This is a genomic window from Salinivibrio sp. PR5 (assembly GCF_001996085.1).
GTDB classification, from domain to species: Bacteria; Pseudomonadota; Gammaproteobacteria; order Enterobacterales; family Vibrionaceae; genus Salinivibrio; species Salinivibrio proteolyticus.
In genome coordinates this window covers 78,376-96,796 of the sequence record NZ_MUFK01000007.1, presented here as the reverse complement: position 1 = coordinate 96,796, position 18,421 = coordinate 78,376, and the positions used below count along the sequence as shown (strand labels likewise).

At 47.2% G+C, this 18,421-nt stretch carries 20 protein-coding genes; 8 read left to right on the top strand and 12 right to left on the bottom strand.

The window, feature by feature from the left end:
* Positions 1 to 133: 133 nt before the first annotated feature.
* Entirely contained in the window at positions 134 to 1,645 is a 1,512-nt protein-coding gene (locus tag BZG82_RS04980; protein ID WP_077479039.1) for a DUF3360 family protein, read from the bottom strand.
* Positions 1,646 to 1,998: 353 nt separating this feature from the next.
* Here BZG82_RS04980 and BZG82_RS04975 point away from each other — a divergent pair, with 353 nt between their 5' ends.
* The 5 genes from BZG82_RS04975 to BZG82_RS04955 all read left to right on the top strand — a co-directional run bounded on the left by BZG82_RS04975 (position 1,999) and on the right by BZG82_RS04955 (position 6,960).
* Complete coding sequence (locus BZG82_RS04975; RefSeq protein WP_077479038.1) at positions 1,999 to 3,300, top strand: tetratricopeptide repeat protein; 1,302 nt, start codon at positions 1,999 to 2,001, stop codon at positions 3,298 to 3,300.
* Between the two features lie 573 nt (positions 3,301 to 3,873).
* On the top strand, positions 3,874 to 4,644 hold the full coding sequence (locus tag BZG82_RS04970; protein ID WP_069589359.1) for an ABC transporter ATP-binding protein: 771 nt from the start codon (positions 3,874 to 3,876) through the stop codon (positions 4,642 to 4,644).
* A gap of 76 nt (positions 4,645 to 4,720) precedes the next feature.
* On the top strand, positions 4,721 to 5,497 hold the full coding sequence (locus BZG82_RS04965) for an ABC transporter substrate-binding protein (protein WP_077479037.1): 777 nt from the start codon (positions 4,721 to 4,723) through the stop codon (positions 5,495 to 5,497).
* 38 nt (positions 5,498 to 5,535) lie between these two features.
* Positions 5,536 to 6,276 (top strand): ABC transporter permease, encoded by a 741-nt coding sequence (locus BZG82_RS04960; protein WP_077661791.1) that lies wholly within the window; start codon positions 5,536 to 5,538, stop codon positions 6,274 to 6,276.
* Between the two features lie 6 nt (positions 6,277 to 6,282).
* Positions 6,283 to 6,960, top strand: coding sequence for an ABC transporter permease (locus BZG82_RS04955; protein WP_077479035.1), 678 nt, complete (start codon positions 6,283 to 6,285; stop codon positions 6,958 to 6,960).
* 84 nt (positions 6,961 to 7,044) lie between these two features.
* Here BZG82_RS04955 and xthA read toward each other — a convergent pair whose 3' ends face one another.
* The 6 genes from xthA to BZG82_RS04925 all read right to left on the bottom strand — a co-directional run bounded on the left by xthA (position 7,045) and on the right by BZG82_RS04925 (position 12,038).
* A complete protein-coding gene (gene xthA / locus BZG82_RS04950; protein ID WP_077479034.1) occupies positions 7,045 to 7,848 on the bottom strand; it encodes an exodeoxyribonuclease III in 804 nt (267 codons plus the stop codon).
* A 61-nt stretch (positions 7,849 to 7,909) separates the two neighbouring features.
* Positions 7,910 to 9,019: a phage integrase gene (locus BZG82_RS04945; protein ID WP_077479033.1), complete on the bottom strand. Its 1,110-nt coding sequence runs from the start codon at positions 9,017 to 9,019 to the stop codon at positions 7,910 to 7,912.
* Positions 9,020 to 9,772, bottom strand: a complete 753-nt coding sequence (locus BZG82_RS04940; RefSeq protein ID WP_077479032.1) for an HIRAN domain-containing protein — start codon at positions 9,770 to 9,772, stop codon at positions 9,020 to 9,022.
* Positions 9,769 to 10,743: a hypothetical protein gene (locus tag BZG82_RS04935; RefSeq protein ID WP_077479031.1), complete on the bottom strand. Its 975-nt coding sequence runs from the start codon at positions 10,741 to 10,743 to the stop codon at positions 9,769 to 9,771. Before BZG82_RS04935 ends, BZG82_RS04940 begins: the two co-directional genes overlap by 4 nt.
* A gap of 118 nt (positions 10,744 to 10,861) precedes the next feature.
* Positions 10,862 to 11,311 carry a hypothetical protein gene (locus BZG82_RS04930; RefSeq protein WP_077479030.1) on the bottom strand — a complete coding sequence of 150 codons (450 nt, stop codon included), beginning with the start codon at positions 11,309 to 11,311 and terminating at the stop codon, positions 10,862 to 10,864.
* A gap of 232 nt (positions 11,312 to 11,543) precedes the next feature.
* Entirely contained in the window at positions 11,544 to 12,038 is a 495-nt protein-coding gene (locus tag BZG82_RS04925) for a helix-turn-helix domain-containing protein (protein WP_077765292.1), read from the bottom strand.
* Positions 12,039 to 12,186: 148 nt separating this feature from the next.
* Between BZG82_RS04925 and BZG82_RS04920 the strand changes: the two genes are divergently transcribed.
* Positions 12,187 to 12,906: a phage antirepressor N-terminal domain-containing protein gene (locus BZG82_RS04920; RefSeq protein WP_274532428.1), complete on the top strand. Its 720-nt coding sequence runs from the start codon at positions 12,187 to 12,189 to the stop codon at positions 12,904 to 12,906.
* A 42-nt stretch (positions 12,907 to 12,948) separates the two neighbouring features.
* Here the strand turns inward: BZG82_RS04920 and BZG82_RS04915 are convergent, their stop codons facing one another.
* The 5 genes from BZG82_RS04915 to BZG82_RS04895 form a co-directional block, all read right to left on the bottom strand.
* Positions 12,949 to 13,440, bottom strand: a complete 492-nt coding sequence (locus BZG82_RS04915; protein WP_077479027.1) for a hypothetical protein — start codon at positions 13,438 to 13,440, stop codon at positions 12,949 to 12,951.
* Positions 13,441 to 13,442: 2 nt separating this feature from the next.
* Positions 13,443 to 13,613: a hypothetical protein gene (locus BZG82_RS16360; RefSeq protein ID WP_158011493.1), complete on the bottom strand. Its 171-nt coding sequence runs from the start codon at positions 13,611 to 13,613 to the stop codon at positions 13,443 to 13,445.
* A 169-nt stretch (positions 13,614 to 13,782) separates the two neighbouring features.
* Positions 13,783 to 14,136 carry a helix-turn-helix transcriptional regulator gene (locus BZG82_RS04910; RefSeq protein WP_077678257.1) on the bottom strand — a complete coding sequence of 118 codons (354 nt, stop codon included), beginning with the start codon at positions 14,134 to 14,136 and terminating at the stop codon, positions 13,783 to 13,785.
* A gap of 221 nt (positions 14,137 to 14,357) precedes the next feature.
* Positions 14,358 to 15,590 carry an ISL3 family transposase gene (locus tag BZG82_RS04905; protein WP_077479025.1) on the bottom strand — a complete coding sequence of 411 codons (1,233 nt, stop codon included), beginning with the start codon at positions 15,588 to 15,590 and terminating at the stop codon, positions 14,358 to 14,360.
* A gap of 845 nt (positions 15,591 to 16,435) precedes the next feature.
* Positions 16,436 to 16,636 (bottom strand): hypothetical protein, encoded by a 201-nt coding sequence (locus BZG82_RS04895; protein WP_046073639.1) that lies wholly within the window; start codon positions 16,634 to 16,636, stop codon positions 16,436 to 16,438.
* A 570-nt stretch (positions 16,637 to 17,206) separates the two neighbouring features.
* Here BZG82_RS04895 and BZG82_RS04890 point away from each other — a divergent pair.
* Together BZG82_RS04890 and BZG82_RS04885 are read left to right on the top strand one after the other, a co-directional pair.
* Positions 17,207 to 17,656: a helix-turn-helix domain-containing protein gene (locus tag BZG82_RS04890; protein WP_198928535.1), complete on the top strand. Its 450-nt coding sequence runs from the start codon at positions 17,207 to 17,209 to the stop codon at positions 17,654 to 17,656.
* On the top strand, positions 17,656 to 18,225 hold the full coding sequence (locus BZG82_RS04885; RefSeq protein WP_077479023.1) for a PIN domain-containing protein: 570 nt from the start codon (positions 17,656 to 17,658) through the stop codon (positions 18,223 to 18,225). The genes BZG82_RS04890 and BZG82_RS04885 overlap by 1 nt, the downstream gene beginning before the upstream one ends.
* The last annotated feature ends 196 nt before the right edge of the window (positions 18,226 to 18,421 follow it).

Here is an 18,421-nt window from a genome sequence, read left to right as displayed (position 1 = left end):
GCACCTACCTGTACTCTTTTCAAAAAGAAGTTTATCGGGACCAGGTTCAGTCATAGTGTTTGTCAGTATGGCTGACGCCTGCGACCCATCGATTTAAATCCGGATTGCCCCGCCCGTAAGCGGGGCTGAGTTATTACAATAACGCTGGAATGCCGGGAATCATTCCAACTGCCAACATGGCAGCAATACAAATAATCACAGTGGCGGTTGGAATCACCAGACGGTCAACCGCTGACAGCGTTTTAGGACGCTCTTTGTCACCGATAAGGCCGTTGTTGTCCAAAAGCATTGTGACTGCCCAACCAAAGACTGGGTTAACAGCCATGGAGGCGAAAATACAAATACCGGCTGACTGACTTGACTTGGCGTCTTTGACCATCTGCATGCCTGCTTCAAGCAAGGGCAGGAATACCCCTGAAAGCAGTGCGATAGTCATCACTGGAGGCCAAGTGGCAACGTCCATTGGGTAACCAATTAAAGCCACACCGATACACAGTAAACCGAGAATAATGGCACCACCTGGGATCGGGCGGCGAGCTATCGCAGCCGGGATCATATAGGTGCCCCATGATGAGGTGATGTTACCGCCACCTACAGAGGCGCCGACCATTTGGCGAATTGAGCACCCTGTCATGGTGTCATCCACATCCATCAGTACTTTTTCGGCTTTCTTAGGATAGTTTAGTTCCTGGAAAATACGGTGACCAAGGAAGTCTGGCGACCACATCGCAACCGCGAGCAAAGCAAATGGCAATGACGCTAAGAAGTGCGATACATTAGGTAAACCTAGCTGCCAACCTTGTTCAGTCGATCCCCACCAGTACACAGGGTTAAGGTTTGGGATACCGGGCTGGGTGACAAACTCTAATGACGAGCCCGCACCAAGTGCAGTGGCAATCAAACCACCAGTAATGGCGCATACAGGGATCGCCAGCCAGCGCTTACCAATCCGAGCCAAGAAGGCATAAATCACAATCGACACGGCAAGAATCAAGATGGAGACATAGCCCATGTTGATCTCTGCGCCCCAAGCCAACAGGCTCTCAATTTGTCCTTTTGCGCCACCAAAGCCGAGGAAAATCAGCAAGCCACCGGCCACGCCCTGACTAGTAAGATTTACCAGTTTGGACCCACCTTTGAGGTAGCTTAAGGTCAGGCCAAATACGCCGATCAGAATACCGAGAGCAAGTGGGTGAGCACCGGCCAAGGCGATGGTTCCGACCAACGGGATCATCGGACCGTGGTTACCGGCTAAGTTCGCGCGGGGGTTGATAAAGCCGCACAGTAACACACAAAACAATAAAGCAGGTATTAACATTTCCACGCGAGCAACCTCGACGGCAAATGCTTTACCAAGTGTGATGTGATCCCACGCTGCGGTTAGCCCCTCAGCCCATGACATCATTACCGCAGAATACATTGCGATGATGCCGATGGTACCAGCTAGCGCGGGAACAAGATCTTCAAGTTCAAAACGGAAGTCACGGCCGGGCAGGTTTAGCCCCCAACGGCGCGGACGCATGATTTGTAGTTCGTGATTCAGGTAGTCAGCGCGGGAGGCGAATGATGAAGCCGGCTTGTGCTTCTTTTGATATTCGCTTTTTTCTTCGTGACTCACACTGCGGTCTTGAGCATGTGTTGCCATAATTTCCTCGTCTACAGAAAGCAAAAGCTTTCGAAACAGTGGTTTAGCCAGTCTTTATATTGTTTTTACGCTGGCCTTGTGGCCGTGTTCTGTTTCGTTATCAGCATGCTAACAATAGAGGATTTTCTGAATGTTGACTTAGATCATTACCGTGTAATTTTTTTACGTGCCACGGCCGGTTATCGGCGCTTTTTAGCGCGCCAAATGTGCCTAAAAAGCCACCCATGTCGGAGTTTTGTAATTTTTTTACCAAAAATCACGCCTAAAATGTGCTACAAAACAGGCGAATATCGAGGGTGAAAGTGGGTGACTGTGTCGAGGAACGCGATCACACGCCAAGGAATGTAGACAGCATGACAGCTAGCGCTGCTGACAAAGAAAAATTACGTTATAGTCATCCCATCATGGTTGAACAATGGATAAGTTTGGTGCGGCGACTGATTTCGAGCTTAGGAAGCGCTTTTTCGAGTAAGGGAATTCACGCTTGTATGCTGGCAAGTATGTTGGTGTTGGCACCCGCGTACGGACAACAAACCGCCAGTGTAGATGCCGTCAGTGGTCTGATTCAACAAGGGGCGTATCAGCAGGCGTTGCAAAATAGCCAAACGTTGCTGACCGCGAAGGATGATGCAGCACTGGATAATTCAGCACGTGCCGAGTTATTGCGTCTGCAAGGCGTAGCGCATTTGTATTTACAGCAACGGGCAGAGGCTTATCGCAGTTATCGTCAGGCACTCGCGCTCAATGCATTAAGTAAAGACAGCGAAGCGGACGCCTTATCGGCAGTGATTACTTTAGCCTACCGCGTTAAACAATATGATGAAGTCCTTCGCTATGCGCGGCAGATGGCCGAGCACCATGAATTACTGCCGCATGCCAACCGTTTGGCGATGCAGTCGGCTTACGCATTATCTCGCTATGATGTGGCGATAGACTATGCGTCGCGACTACAAAAGAGCGGCAATGCGGATGCGTTTACTCTGCAAACCAAAGGGTTGAGTGAAATGGCCTTGTCGCAGTTTTCCGCCGCGGCACGTACCTTTGATGCACTGGCTCAGCAAGACGATGTTGCGCCGAAATGGTTGGCTCAGGCTGCGCGAGCACATGCGCATGCCGGATCGCACTCTCAAGCCCGTCAATACTTAGCGAGAGCGAGGGCCGATATTGCGTTGTATCGCACATTGGCGCTAGAGCAACTCGAACAAACCCAACCTCAAGAAGCGCTGGCTTATTGGCAGCAAGGGTTAAGCCAATTGGATCGCGTTCCCACACGAGATGAGCAACTTTTGTTGGTGCAGTGTCTGCTGCAAAACAACCAGCGTGTCGCGGCACTTAATCGGGTCAGCGAGATCAACCTGAGCGCGCCTGATACACAAACCCTTAAGCTTCAAGTGATGTTGGCGTATCAGCTCAAGCGCTGGCAAGAGGTGATTGATACGTCCCAAGTGGCGCTTTCTCATGGTTTAAAAGAAGATAGGATGCTTTGGCAGTGGTTATCTATTAGCGCTATCAAAGCGGGAGATTATGCCTTGGCTGACTTTGCCTTAAATGAGTGGCAAGCAAGGGATACCTCAGGCTTGGCTGAACGTTGGCGAGAGACGTTGGAATTACTTAAAGCAGGTCGCGCGAGCTTGTCTGATCTATCTATTTCCTAATCTGTCTTACAATGCGGGCGCTTTTGTCTGCCATCATGGTCTTAGCGTTCGCCCCTTCACAGTTTTGTTACTTCTTGGTGCGTATTAACACTGAAAAGCGTTCACCACCCGTGCGTGAGAGTATGGGTTTCTATTCAGCGCCTACTTTATTTCCTTAAAAACAATGTGCTGCGCTATGCTTGTTGTTAAGCGATACCTCACGTTCGCCCTTTTGTATCTCGCCCATACTGCCGACGGTTGGCTGTTGGAAGCAGAGTAGAGAAATATGACAGTTGTAACTTTGTTGGTATGTCGACGATCTCGATGTGACGAATGTGCTGGTTGTTTTTTCAGCAGTTAATTTTGCGTTTGACTTTTTATGCAATAATATTGACTATAATAATTCCATTTTTAAGGTTAACAAAATGTTGCTCATTAGAGGGAGGGGTGATATTTTCGATTGCAAGATGTCGAATTAATCACCAACGATGGTGAGGGGTCAGGCACTCACCCAACCGTGAGTAATAATAAGCGCGCATTTGATGTGGGCGGTACGTAAACACAACAGATTTCATGGATGATAGGAGCTAGCGCATGACGGAAGCTGTAGCGCTACAGGTTAAGTCACTCAAAAAAAGCTTTGGGCAGCACCAAGTGCTCAAAGGCATTTCTCTCGACGCCCACCGTGGCGACGTTATCTCTATTATTGGCTCTTCCGGATCCGGGAAAAGCACCTTTTTGCGTTGTATCAATTTACTTGAGACGCCCACCGGCGGCGAAATTTGGGTCAATGGTGAGTTGATCAAAATGAAAAACAACCGTGCTGGTGAGCCTGTTCCCGTCAGTGACAAACAAGTGCAACGCATTCGCTCGCGTCTGGCCATGGTATTTCAAGGCTTCAACCTTTGGTCACACATGACGGTGATGCAAAATGTTATTGAAGCGCCTGTTCATGTATTGGGTGTGCCCAAGGCGGAAGCGATTGAACAAGCTGAGGCCTTGTTGCATCGCGTTGGATTGTATGAGCGGCGCGATTACTACCCAGGCCATTTATCCGGTGGTCAACAACAGCGTGCTGCGATTGCGCGTGCGCTCGCCGTCGAGCCAGAAGTGTTGCTGTTTGATGAGCCAACCTCCGCGCTGGATCCTGAATTAGTGGGAGAAGTGCTGGGGGTGATGCGTTCACTGGCGGAAGAAGGGCGAACTATGCTGGTGGTTACCCACGAAATGAGCTTCGCGCGTGATGTGTCGAATCATGTGATGTTTTTACATCAAGGGTTGGTCGAGGAGCAGGGTGATCCGAAAGAGTTGTTTAATGCTCCGGAATCTGAGCGCCTGAAGCAGTTTATCTCATCAATCTACTAATTAAATATATCAATAGCATAACCATGCAAATGGGCGTAGCCCGCACAACATCGTAAAAACGACAGGAGAAAGGAAAATGAAAAAATGGCTAGTTGCCGCCGCCGTGATGGCCGCGGTTGGGTCAACCTCCGTAGCAGCCAAGGATTGGAAGGTCGTACGTTTTGGTATCGAAGGGGCGTACCCTCCATTTAGTTGGACCACCAATGAAGGCGAGCTGAAAGGCTTTGATGTGGATATGGCCAATGCGCTGTGCGAAGAGATGCAAGCAAAGTGTAAAATCGTCGCTCAGGACTGGGATGGCATCATTCCCTCACTGTTAGCGCGTAAATACGATGCCATCATCGCAGCGATGTCTATCACCGAAGAGCGTAAAAAGAAAGTCGATTTCACCAACAAGTACGCCCTCATCCCGAACAAATTTGTAGCTGAAAAAGGCACGGATCTGACCTTTACCAAAGAGGGGTTAGAGGGCGTTAAAATCGGTGTTCAGCGCGCAACCACCCATGATAAATACCTGACGGATAACTATGGCGATGCGGTCGATATCGTTCGCTATGGCACTTTCGATGAAGCTTACCTTGATTTGAAAGCAGGCCGTATCGAATCAATTCTTGGCGATGCGTCAGCACTGCAGCAAGGCCTGCTTGATAAAGAAGGCGGTGATGCGTTTGAGTTTATTGGTCCGTCATTAACCGATCCTGAGTGGTTTGGTGAAGGTTTTGGCATTGCGACACGCAAGCAAGACAAAGCGCTGACTGAGAAGCTTAACCAAGCGATCGATTCGTTGCGTGAAAAAGGCGTGTATGACGAGATTGCAGCCAAGTACTTCAACTACGACGTATACGGCGAGTAATAGGCAGGCGGGCAGCATGAAAGTGCTGCCCGAATCATATGATTGATTTGAAAGGTTACGAGTGGTCCCTGCTCGAAGGTGCATGGGTGACCCTTCAGGTTGCGCTGCTCTCGTTAGGTCTTGCCATGCTACTGGGTATGCTCGGGGCGTTGGCAAAATTGTCAAAATTCTCAACGTTGCGTGGTGTTGCCACCCTTTATACGACTGTGATCCGCGGTATCCCTGACCTTGTCTTGATGATGCTAATTTTTTATGGCGGACAAATGCTTCTCAATAACAGTCTGTATGGGATGAATGAGTGGCTCAATGAGTATATGGCGGGGCAGAACCCTAGCCATGAATGGACGTCTTATTTGCCGGATTACGTCGATGTCAGCCCATTTATCGCCGGGATCCTAACCATCGGGTTTATCTTTGGCGCTTACATGGCGGAAACCTTCCGTGGCGCGATTATGGCGGTGGACGCAGGGGAAATGGAAGCGGCACGTGCCTATGGCATGAGCAGCAGTTTAGCGTTTCGCCGTATTCTTTTACCGCAGATGATCCGTCATGCGTTACCAGGCTTCGGTAACAACTGGCTGGTGCTACTTAAAACTACCGCGCTGGTGTCAATCATCGGTCTTGATGACATGGTGCGCAAAGGGGCATTGGCGGCCGGATCCACCCAGATGCCATTTACCTTCTATTTTACTGTCGCGCTGATTTTCTTGCTCTTCACCAGTATCTCGACCACGGGACTGCGTTGGATGGAGCGTCGCTTTAGTATTCACACGCGGTAGGTGCTTATGGATTTTTCACTTGTTCTAGAAACGTGGCCCATCTACCTCGAGGGATTGTGGACCACTGTATGGCTGGTATCACTGGCATTGGTGATTGGTTTAGTGGTGGCGGTGCCGGTCGCGGTAGCACGCAACGCGCAATTCCCTTTATGGCGCTACCCAGCGTGGGCGTTTATTTATTTTTTCCGTGGCACACCGCTGCTGATCCAGCTGTATCTGATTTATTATGGCTTAAGTCAGGTAATTAATGTTGAAGACACTTTGTGGCAGCACGCTTGGTTCTGCGCCTTAGTGGCCTTTGTGCTGAACACAGCCGCTTACACAGCGGAAATCATCCGTGGCGCGATTAATGGCCTTCCTAAAGGGGAAGTCGAGGCGGCGATCGCTTATGGCATGAGCCCCTATAAAGCCTTTTCGCGCATTGTGTTGCCGAGTGCGATGCGTCGTGCGTTGCCGGCGTACAGTAACGAAGTGGTGTTTATGCTACACGGCTCAGCGGTGGCTGGGATTATCACCATTGTCGATTTAACCGGTGCCGCTCGGATAGTGAACTCTCGCTATTATGCGCCGTTCGAGTCGTTTTTGACCGCCGGCGTGTTTTATATGGCGCTGACATTTAGCATCCTTTGGATGTTCCGCTTAGCGGAGCGCCGCTTCCTACGCCATTTAAGGCCGCTGAGCTAATCGGCTCAATCTCAAATAAGAAACGCCGCAGTGATCACCTGATCATCTGCGGCGTTTTTTTATCCAACGTGTGCGCCTTGGGGCTTACTTAAAGGTTGCCCAAATCGGCGCGTGATCTGACGGTTTTTCAATCGCACGGAGTTCGTAGTCAATGCCGGCATCGATGCATTGGCTCGCCAGATCTGGAGTGGCCAGAATCACGTCAATACGCAGGCCACGGTTATCGTCAAAGCCGCGTGAGCGGTAGTCAAACCACGAGAACTGATCGTTCACGGTTGGGTGCAGGGCTCGGAAGGTGTCAACAAACCCCCAGTCCATCAGAGTGCCCAGCCACTCACGCTCTTCGGGTAAGAAAGAGCACTTACCGGTGCGTAGCCAGCGTTTGGCGTTTTGCTCACCAATACCGATGTCATCGTCTTTCGGGCTGATATTAATGTCGCCCATCACCACCAGCTGCTCACTGGGATCACGGTCAGCTAAATAGGTCATTAAGTCTTGATAAAACTTACGCTTGGCGGGGAATTTGGTTTCATGGCTGCGGTTTTCCCCTTGCGGGAAGTAACCGTTGAGCACAGTGATTGGCTTGCCGTTTTCGTCTTCAAAGGTCGCCATGATCATCCGGCGTTGAGCGTCCTCATCGTCAGTAGGAAAGCCTTTTTGCACGCTGATAGGGGACTTTTTACATAGCATTGCCACGCCATAATGGGCTTTTTGGCCATGAAAGTGCACTTCGTAACCCATGGCTTCGACATCCGCGAGCGGAAAGGCGTCATCATGGACTTTGGTTTCTTGTAACCCGATCACGTCAGGTTGATGTTTTTCAATCAAGGCTTGCAATTGATGCAAACGAGCACGAATACCATTGATATTGAATGAAATTACTTTCATATAATTTTTAAACTCTTGTATACCGCCGTATGGCGCTGTTTTACTGGGTTCTTCAATATCGTCAGTTACGATGTGCGACGATATTTAACGGTGTTTGGCGATGGCTGTCGCCATTTTGTCGCCACTTGCCGCCATCATTTTTGAGCACTTTTAGCTGGCTGAGCGGGTTCAATTCGACCACTTCAACCAGGTGATCCGGCGAGAAGTGCGCATACACCATTGTCTGCTTAATGTCCGTATGCCCTAGTGCTTCTTTCAGTGCCAGGATGTTGCCGCCATTCATCATAAAGTGACTGGCGAACGTGTGGCGAAGCACATGGGTGGTTTGTCCCTTGGGTAAATCCGGCAATGTACGGTCAATCCACTTATGCACCACACCATAGCCAACGGTGAACAGTCGATCTGACATCGGTTGATAAAGGTCGTCATACAGTGATTTTGAAATCGGCACCGTGCGGTTGCGTTTCCCCTTGGTTTGCACGTACGTAATTTTGTACTGCGATAACTGTGAACCCCGTAGGTTAACAGCTTCCATAATGCGGGCGCCAGTCGCCAGGCAGATTTGAATAATTTTGCATAGCTGGTCGGCAACCGGGCTAGCCTGAATCACATCAAACAGGTGGAGGATTTGTTCGTCGGTCAGATAGGTCAGCTCGTTCTCACTGAGCTTGATTTTCTTCACCGAATGCATCGGGTTGGGCTGCTTCCACTCACCAATATCAATCAGGTAATTGAACACGGATTGCAGCCACAACTGATCTTTATTGTGGGACGATGCCGAAAGCTCAGTGCCGTTGCGGGTTTCACCCCGGCCCTTGGTTCTGCGGTTGGCGCGATAATGCACAAAGTCCCGCGCGGTGAAGGTACTGGCGACAGGGTTGCCCTGTTCCTCGCTAATCATCAGCAACCGGCGCAGGGAATGGTCGCCGGATTTGAGGTTCTTTCCGTGCAGTTGATACCAAAGCTCAATCAGGTCCGACAGTCGGCGGTGATCTGGCTTGTCACCCAGCCAGGGTTTGTCGTCCACCGCTTGCATAGTGTAACGCTCAAACGTGACCGCTTCGCCTTTGGTGGCAAAGCGCTTGCGAATACGTTTCCCTTTTCGGCCCTGCGGGTAACACTCGCAGAGCCAAGGCTTTTTGCTGCCGTCTTTAAGGTTTCGAACTGACATTTATACGACGCGAAGTTGTTCCGACTCAGTAAAGTTTGAATAATCTTTAGAGACCAATGGAATAAAGTTATCTGGCCATTTGGCTGTGAATTCACAAAGCAATCTAAACTGAGCAGGCGCATCTTTATTAACCTTAACAACATTAATTCTGTATTCGTTCAAGTGAGGGTTGCTTAATAATGAACGAATGTCACAATTAAAATATTTAGGTAAATATCCAACTTTCACTTTCTCGTTATCGGAAGTCATTACCATAACAGCATTACTGTCATATGGGTTTGAATCCTCAAACTCTAAGTCTAACAATTCTTTAGGCCGCAACTTTGAAATTCGATCAATAGCTTCTTTATCTAAATGGCTAATTCCACTGGAAAAGAATCTGATTTTATACTCACCAGACTTTGTAATCTCCGGTTGCGAAATAATACGAAACTGATCAGTTTTTCGTGCGCCACCTGAAACGCCTAATAAGTCGAGCTCATCATAAAGTTCAAAGTCAATATCAGACCATTCCAGCATCATTCTAAATTCAGGCCGGTTTGTTGGGATGATCCTGTTTTTGAAGAATGAGAAAAGACCTGTCGATAAATAGGCTTTAGTTTTATCCTCCATACGAGGGAAAGCTATAAAGTTTGGATGAGAAGCGCCTTTGGTGTAATTTAAACGATAAAAAGTATCCGTACGAGTGAGTTTGGCTACTGGGTGCCACATACCATCGTCCAAGTCTTTCCAAATTACAAATACGCTTTTCATTGCGTTGCTCTCTTTTTAACTAAACTTTTAAATCTTTCGATTAATTCTTTATTGCTTAACAAACGTGCCTTGTTCGCAATAATTATCGAGTAACAAAAAATCTTTGCTACGTCAGTCATAATTTCTGAGGGAACCGCAGTAACAACCTCAATGATTTGACTGTTGTCGATGGATTCTAACCTCTCTAGCCATTCTAGCGCGGCATCAGGGCTATTGGCACTAAAAACCAAGAATGCCTCTAAAGTTTTTCTTCGTTTATCATGGAAGTAAAAGTGTGACTTGCACTTGGTTACATATTGCGGAATTTGGCGCCCTGAGTCTTTGGACGTTAATCGCTCAATTCTGACCTCATCTCGCTCATTACGGCCGAGACTAGCACCGTGATCAAAACTTGGCGCTAAATATGTTGTGCCATCAAGGGCTTCGATCATTGCCCAGTTTTGACTGTGGCGATCTTGGTTTGAGATCAATGTATCCAGCATCAGGTAGCCTAAAAAAACATCAAATGCATTATTGATGCAGGCTGTGGGCTGCCAGCCCTTTGGCGGATTAACAATGATTCGCTCAAGAATAGTCGTAATGAACTCAATCCGTTGTGCTCGCTCACCTTTACCTAATGGTGTTGCCAAAGTCGTAGCAACCTTTTCTAGTAACTGGTTGCCAAACACCATATTTTCACCTGTTTGGATGAAGTTTGGACTTCGGGTGCCATGCTGGCCTGAATTGAATGCTAAGTCGTAATGGGCATGAGGGATTCCTAACAGTTCAGCAAGCTCGCAAGCAACTTTCTCAGACCAGTTCTCGCCATGACGTACGGTTGGGTTACCACGTTTATCGAGGGTATGAATAGACTTAAAGATGTACTCTTGACCATCATTAGAGTCCGTATACCAAAACTTGGACTTCGTGCCCATCGATTCGAAATCATCAACACTCTGATCTGAAATGTCTAAAATCGGGTATTCTTCCATGAGTTAATATCTCATTTTTATTCGTCATGCTACTGTGAGTGAAAACAGGCACTTAGCACTTGCAGAGCCAAGGCCTATGGCTGCCGACTTCTAATTTACGTACAGTCATAAAGGCTGTTTAAACATCCTCGGGAACTTCACCAGTTTCAATCAACGTTTCCAGTTGTTCTTTATTAAGAATCATGGCGCCTTGCGATAGGGCCTTTTCGAGTTTTTTGGGACCAGCGTTATAGCCATAACAAAGAATATCCAGATGCTTGGTGACTTCCCCTCGAACATACATACCATTTTCCTTATCAAACGTGATGAGTTGATCTTTATCTGCCTTTTTGAAGCCAGTGAAACAAATGTCTATAGTTTCAGGGCTTGAGTACCTGCTTGCACCTGGAGAGCGTTTAGTCTCGAACTCGAAGCCTTCTTGTTCTAATTTTCTTTTTGCGAGTTCGAAGTAGGCTTCGGCTTCATTCTGAGTGCTATGCATTTCCAATACATGATCGAAACGCAGGGTTCGGGGGGGAGCCATTGTTTGCACACCAACCTTGAATATGAATAGGCTGATCTGTGTCATCCAGGATAACCTTTGGTTTCACGATAGTCTGAATCGACAGTCGCATCCTCTGTGACAGGTATGTACAGATAATTTGATCATCTAATTCCATATTGCCTCCGTGCTTATTTATGAAGTCAAATTCTAGCTAGAATCTTGTGTTAGTTGCTCCATACGCATCAAACGTGGTGCATATGTGTGAGCTGTGAGGAATTATTCCTTACTCATCGTCATGGCCACGCGGCCAAGCACTTTAACGCAGGATGAAGTTGATTGACAGCTGGCCGTCAATATCGATCAGGTACTTGCCTGAAGTCGGATTGGTGGATTCTGTGTTTACGTAATAAATCGCGGCATCATCTTCAATGACTTTGGTGATCGATGGTTTCAAGCCAAATCGGTCCAGCGTGCTTAAGTCTAGCGAAATTCTTCCTGCCTCAACCAATGCCCCGTCAACCAAGCGGTGAGTTTGTAGCCCTTCAACTGGGTCGACTTTACCTTCAAAAGGTTCTCCTTCACCCAGTGCCATATAGCGAACCGACGCACCGGTTGCTAAATGCGTTCTGACAATTAACTCAAAAGCGGTCCGATCATGGCTGTGCCAAGTCTGAATGGTTGATCTTGGGATTCCAAACTTGTCAGCCAGCATGTAATTAGTCGAAGCTCCGGTTATTTCTCGAAGCTTTTCTGTGAATTCCTTCCCGGAAACATAATCAAAAGCCGGGATTTCAGCTTGTAGTGTTGTCATTTTCGATCTGCCATTGTTGTCAAGTTCGGTTTTCGGCACAGGATGCCGTACACCGGAACAAATCGGAACTCAAAACCAACTAGTAAGGATAACACCATGCTCTCATTTCAAATAGTCGTGAACGCACCCTTTATGACATTGGAGGAGTATTCACGTTACTCCGGCATGTCCAAACGCCTCCTTCGAGACTGGGAACGCGAAGGCAAAGTCATCTTCAAGAAAAGAGAAAAGAAAACTCGCATCGAACCCCGAAAGATGGGGTATCACCAAAATGGTGATCCCTTCAGTTGGCGGAAACCAAGAGGCGGTTTGCTTACCGCTCCGCAAGCTGTTCGGCTGGCTACAAACCATATCGCCCAACAAGGTCAAATCCTCCATCCGCGATAAAGTCATCCAGTATCAAAACGAATGTGACGACGTACTCTGGCAACACTGGACCAACCAAACCGCCCCAACACCCAAGCAACTCACTCTTTCCGCACCACAACCCAACCGCCGGGTAAAACTCACCGAACTGATGTTCGAACTGGCCGAACTGCGCGGCGTTACCACGCAGGAAATCCGCATTCACTACAGCCAGGTTTTTAGCAACCCGTGCTGGCCGGAAGGGGATGAAGTGTCGATCGCGCTGGCGAACGTCAAACTCAAGCACGACATTGAAGAAGCCCGGAAATACAAAGCAGCCCCGGTGGCGGAACTGCAAGCACTGGCCGAGCAAGTGGGGATGAAGGTGATCAGCGAATACGATTTGCAGGCGCTGCACCGGTTGGTGAGCCGGCAGCAGGAAGAAATCGACGAAGTGAACAAGGCGCTCATGAAACTGGCCCGACAGCAAAGCCTGATCCTGAACAGCCCGGTTTGGGGGTGAAGTATAAAAGAGCCCGGCAGTGTCGGGCTTCATGACTAAAATTTATTCGTTTATCAGCTGTTTAAGCTCTTCAGCAATAGGTGCTGACTTCAGAAGCTCTTCTCTTCGTTCTGAAAATTTCATTTCCGAATAGAGCCAAAAAGTCATGGATAGAACTATTGTTATGAAAGAAGCAATAAGCCCAGCCGCCAAGTTCTCCCAGACTGAGACTTTAAATGGTTTGTGAACTCGTTGAACTATAGCCTCTTCTTTCACCGTCTCTTTGTAAACGTTTAGCTCTTCAGAAAAGCAGAAATCGAAATAGTCATTGAGCATACGTTCCGCATCTTCACGATATTTAGCGACGCAGTCCGGTGAGGATTGGTAATGAGTGAAAAAATCATGAATTTCATCTGAGGTCGGGAACTTACCGGTTTTTGCCTTATGAGCTTTGATCCATTTGACCTTTTGCTCTTTGTAGAGGGAGTAGGCTACAAAACCAACAAAGTCCCCATCTCCCTCTACCATATCACCATAAGTATTGTGTGCCCACATGGTTAACCAGCAGCCTTAGCAGCACGGTATTCTGCATATTTGCTGTTGATTTCTTCTTGTGAGTAGCGGCGAGCAGCAATCTTTCGTTTCACTTCAGTAGGCAGATCATAGGAAGACAGCTTTTTACCACTTCTCATTGCGGCGTTAGCTTTTGCTGCAAGGTTCATACTCATACAGCCTCCTTGTCGTCTGAAAAACCATAATAAAAGTAAAGTACAATATACCGTATTGAGGGACGCAAACTATACATGAGTTGTAAAAATCAGACAATATTCACAGCTCCAGATAGGCACAATATAGAACGATTTGACACGATATGCCCCGTTTGACAGCTTTGCCGGGCTATCCGGCATCCCTACTTTGCAACTCCTCGGCCACCGTCACTATCAAATCGACAAAGCTTTCCCGAACCCGCTTTGGCAGCAGCCGGGCGGTGGCCGCAATATCCCCCGCCGACGTGTGCCGATGCCGCATTTCGCCCAGCGACACATCCAGCGACGTCAGCCCGTACAACTCACATAAGGCCCGGTATTGAGAAAGGGTCATATCCGTCTTGCCTTGCTCAATCCGTCGCAAAGTGCTGAGCGAAATGCCATGGCACTGGTTCGCAACGGCATTCTGCGTCATCTTTTTCTGCACCCGAATCGTGACTAAAAACAGCACGATAGGGTCGGGTTTGTTAGGTTTTTTAGGCATTGGTATCAAATCTACACGTCAAATCTGATTTATTACTGCACCAAATATGCCATTTAAGAGTAGTACAAAGGCTGATACGAGCCTGGTCACATATTTGTGATCTTGGTTCCTGTAGGTTTTGGCCCAAACCATAAGAAACGTGTGTGATAAACACTGCATTACGGCGTGTAAAAAAGGCTTATTTGTTGATATGATTAAAATTACTGTGTTTATATGGCTCTTCATCGTTCGTGGTGGAAAGTCATATCAAGTCCCCCAAAATAGAACAGTATCGCTGTCTTGAGCCTTTGTTTGTTTCTAAAGCCTTTAGCTCTAAGCTTCATGTATTGGATTTTGGCATTTATAGCCTCCGCCAAGCCATTCGATGCCTTAAGCCGCATTGCATTAAGGATTGCTGGTAAGTGCTTTTTCACTGTCGCCGCTGCTGCCATCAATGGTTTAATTCCACTTGCTTTAACTAAAGTAAGCCACTCTAGCCATTGATTCCTTGCGCTTCTGATCGAACCTCCGTACCAGATCAGTCTTGCTTGCTCTTTGAGCAACCAGCTAAGGCTTGTATCTATCATGAGCTTGGCCAATCTGTTTATACGCTCCCTCAGGCGACCTGTGAGGTTTCTATTTCTTTTGAGCCAGCCATAACGCGTTCTGTAGCACTCTCGTTTAAGGTATGGCGGTAGACGGTTAACCTCTTGCTTGCGAACATCGTCAACAGCTTTGGTGAGCACTTTTGCTACGTGGAAATGATCAACTGCAATCAGGCGTTTAGATCGTGAGCCAAAGAAGGACTCGGTTGCATTCATAAAAGCTTGGCTCATATCCATCGAGACTGAGCGGACCTGTTGTTTAGCGATGTTAGGCAGCACTCGATAGCAGTTTGCTAAGCTTTGTTCACTTTTACCGTCGGCAACAGCGAGAACTTGGCCCGTTCGGCTCGACATCACAGTGACATAATCATGCCCTCGGCAAAAGGCAGTTTCGTCTACCAACAAAGCTTCTACCTTATCTAAATTTCTCCGGGCGAGCCCTCGTGAAACAGCCCTTTTCATTATCCGATCAATGGCTCCCCAACTCAGTCGAAAGGCTTTAGATACAGAGTGAAGAGAAGTGAACTGAAGTGTTTCAATAATCTTTGTCTCGAAGAGTTCGGTATAGCGACTTCCAGGAGATGCCCAAGGAACAGAAACGGTCTGAACCCCGTGCTTTGGACAGTCAGCACGTGGGACTTGGGCCTCAAGATATGTTTCGTACTGGCATGTATCCAAATGACGCCATATCCGCTTTCGAGAGTCATGCTTTCTTACCGCTTTCGAACATGTTGGACAAGCAACGCCTGAAGGACTTTCGTACATGATGGTCACGGTAATACGTTGGCTCTTTTTATCCACCTGGACAGAGTCGACAGTCCATGGCGGAATCAGTCCAAGGATCGCTTGATAGAGTGCTGTATCTTTCATCTGATTCAGGGCTCAAGTGCAGAGTGTTTCCTTATTGTCCAATTAATCGGAAAACTTGAAAAGAAACACTTCCCACTACATCCGGTGAAGAGCCATGTGTGCACAGGTAAGTAATTGAAATAAAAGGGACGGGAATAGATTTCGTCACGATCTCAATGATCACCTGATGATCTCATTAGGTTGAAGTGGTGGTGTGTAAGTGATTGATATTATTTGTTTTGTGGTGGTTTGATGAAAAGATCATAATTTCAATTTAGATCACGGGATTTGGTGGGGTGTGAACTGTGACATTGAAGAGTTTTCAAGCCACGAAATCGCTGGATTCAGCCGCTTGCTATTGAACCTTGGTGAATATAAGCCATAAATTTATGGGTATTCTAGACTACTCATAAAATAATATGCTGAGACAAATCATTAAACCACCCCAGTTAGATGTGCTCATGAGTATTTACTCACAGCGTGACTTGCCTGAGACAACACGAGAAGCTGTCAGGTTGCGGGTCATCAATGGATTTACTATGAACTGGCGGAAGTTAAAACAGGGGTGACGAGGAAGCGCATCGCTGCAGCGGTTCATAAACTTGAGAAGGCCCACGAAGCGATCAGGGAAGTGTATGGGCTTTGAGACTGTCGCCACTTTGTCGCCATGGAAGGACTGAATAATGTTTAAGTGTTTGTTTTTAAATGACTAAAAACCATCAAGAATATTCAAGGAAATGATTTTCACGTGTGAGGCTGCCTTTGTTGCCTTGTTAATAGCAAGACACTTTACCAGCTTCGTTCAATGAACGGAAAGGCGGCCTCTATCTCTATAGGTTATGGAAACGCGCGATATTGTCTAAGCGTTAGTGCGCAAGAGAGAATTCACCCAAGCATTCACCTTGGCTAAAAATGGCGCCAAGCTCGGTACTGGGATCAAACTGTAGCGTCGGTTGGGATAATGTTGGTAGGCGATGGAGCAAGTGCTTGAGGATAATATCCCCATTAAATTGATGAATCGCGACCTGCCAGTTGGCAAGGTTAGGGAGTGAAAAGTTAACTATCAATGGCGTTCCTTACTGTTTTGGTTGTGTTGTTAGCGGTTTTCGTTTGTGTTTGCGCACGGCGTAAATGATACCAGTGACGCAGTCTGCCGTTAGTAGCGGCCATATTTTATCTCCGTGAGTTAAATGATTATTGCTCTGCCCCCTCAGTGGTTATCCATCATGAGCCGCGCAAATGCGCCGGTCCCTTTGGAATGAGCGATCACCATCAATACAGTGATACCCACCAATGAGTAATAGCAAAAGGGGTGGTTAACGGGTTATCAATCTAGGAAAAAAGCGAAAGTGGATTACTGCAGAGAGTCTATGCGGGAAATAGCATGGTCTGTCTCGACTTTGACTTGATGTCTTTTGATGCTCCGTATCTAGAGCTTTAGCCACACTACAGCATTTTATGCGGATGTAAAGGGCTTTTTAGAAACCCGGAGCCTTTATGTTTCGTGTTCGACTCAATCGGCAATGAGCGTTTAAATGGCTTTCGAAAATTTCGAATGTTGACATATTTTCGAATATTTCAGATACTGAACAGTGCATAGGCTTATACAGCCTGAAATCAAAGCTGAGAAAAATACGATGAATATGACAACACTGCCAAGTGCCGAAGAAATCACACTGGCTAAGCTTAGTAGCCAAGCGTTATCAGCCGTTATAGAAACCAATGGTGAAGCGCAAAAAATTCATGTCGTCGATAAGTCTGGTCAGAGTCATGAAGTCACTATTCCATCAAGTGCACTAAACATGATGATTGAGGTGCTGACGCAATTAGGCCATGGTAACTCAGTGAGTATTACCCCTATCCATGCTGAGCTTACCACGCAAGAAGGGGCTGATATGCTCAATATGTCTCGTCCGACATTTATCAAGCTGCTTGATGCTAATGAGATCCCATATAGTCGTAAAGGTAACCGTAGGAAGGTGGCCTATGCCGATTTGATGGCATATAAGAATCGCTTAGAAGAGAAACGGCTAGCAGCACTTGCTGAACTATCAGCATTAGATCAAGAAATGGATATGGGGTATTGATGACATCCTATACAGTAATTTTAGACGCATGTGTTATGTACCCCGCGCCACTTCGCAGCTATCTAATGTATTTGTCCAACACGGGGTTATTTAGAGCACGATGGACAGAACAAATACATGATGAATGGATCAGAAATCTTCTCAAAAATAATCCAGATATCGACCCAGAGCGATTAGAGAGAACCAAACAGTTGATGAATGCGCATGTTCCTGACTGCTTGATTGAAGGATATGAGCCATTAATAGACGGGTTAACGTTACCTGATGTAGATGATAGACATGTCGTTGCCGCTGCTATCAAAGGTCAAGCGGAGTCTATCATCACCTTTAATCTCAAAGACTTCCCTTCAAAATTACTCGATCCGCTTGGCCTATCGGTAATCCATCCTGATGAGTTTCTCTGTGATATGTTTGAGCTAGACAGCAGTGCTTGCGTGAGAGCTGCTCAGCAACAAAAACGCGCCCTGAAAAACCCTCCCATGACTTCAGATGACTTTTTAGCCTGTTTGCAACGGCAAAAACTGCCTAGCTTTGTCTCAAAGCTAAGAAGCTTCAGCTGCATGCTTTAGTCGAGTTCGTTCATCAATATTAAGCGTCAGTGCTTGTCTAGCGTTATACCTATCACGTGCTCGTGTTGATTGCATTGGTGAATGTCGCGCTAAGGATGAAGCGACGCTATACGATTTAACATGAAGCTTTTATGAACTCCTGTCTGTCAGGGTTGCGTGCATGCTTAGATTTTATAATATACGCATATACATATGT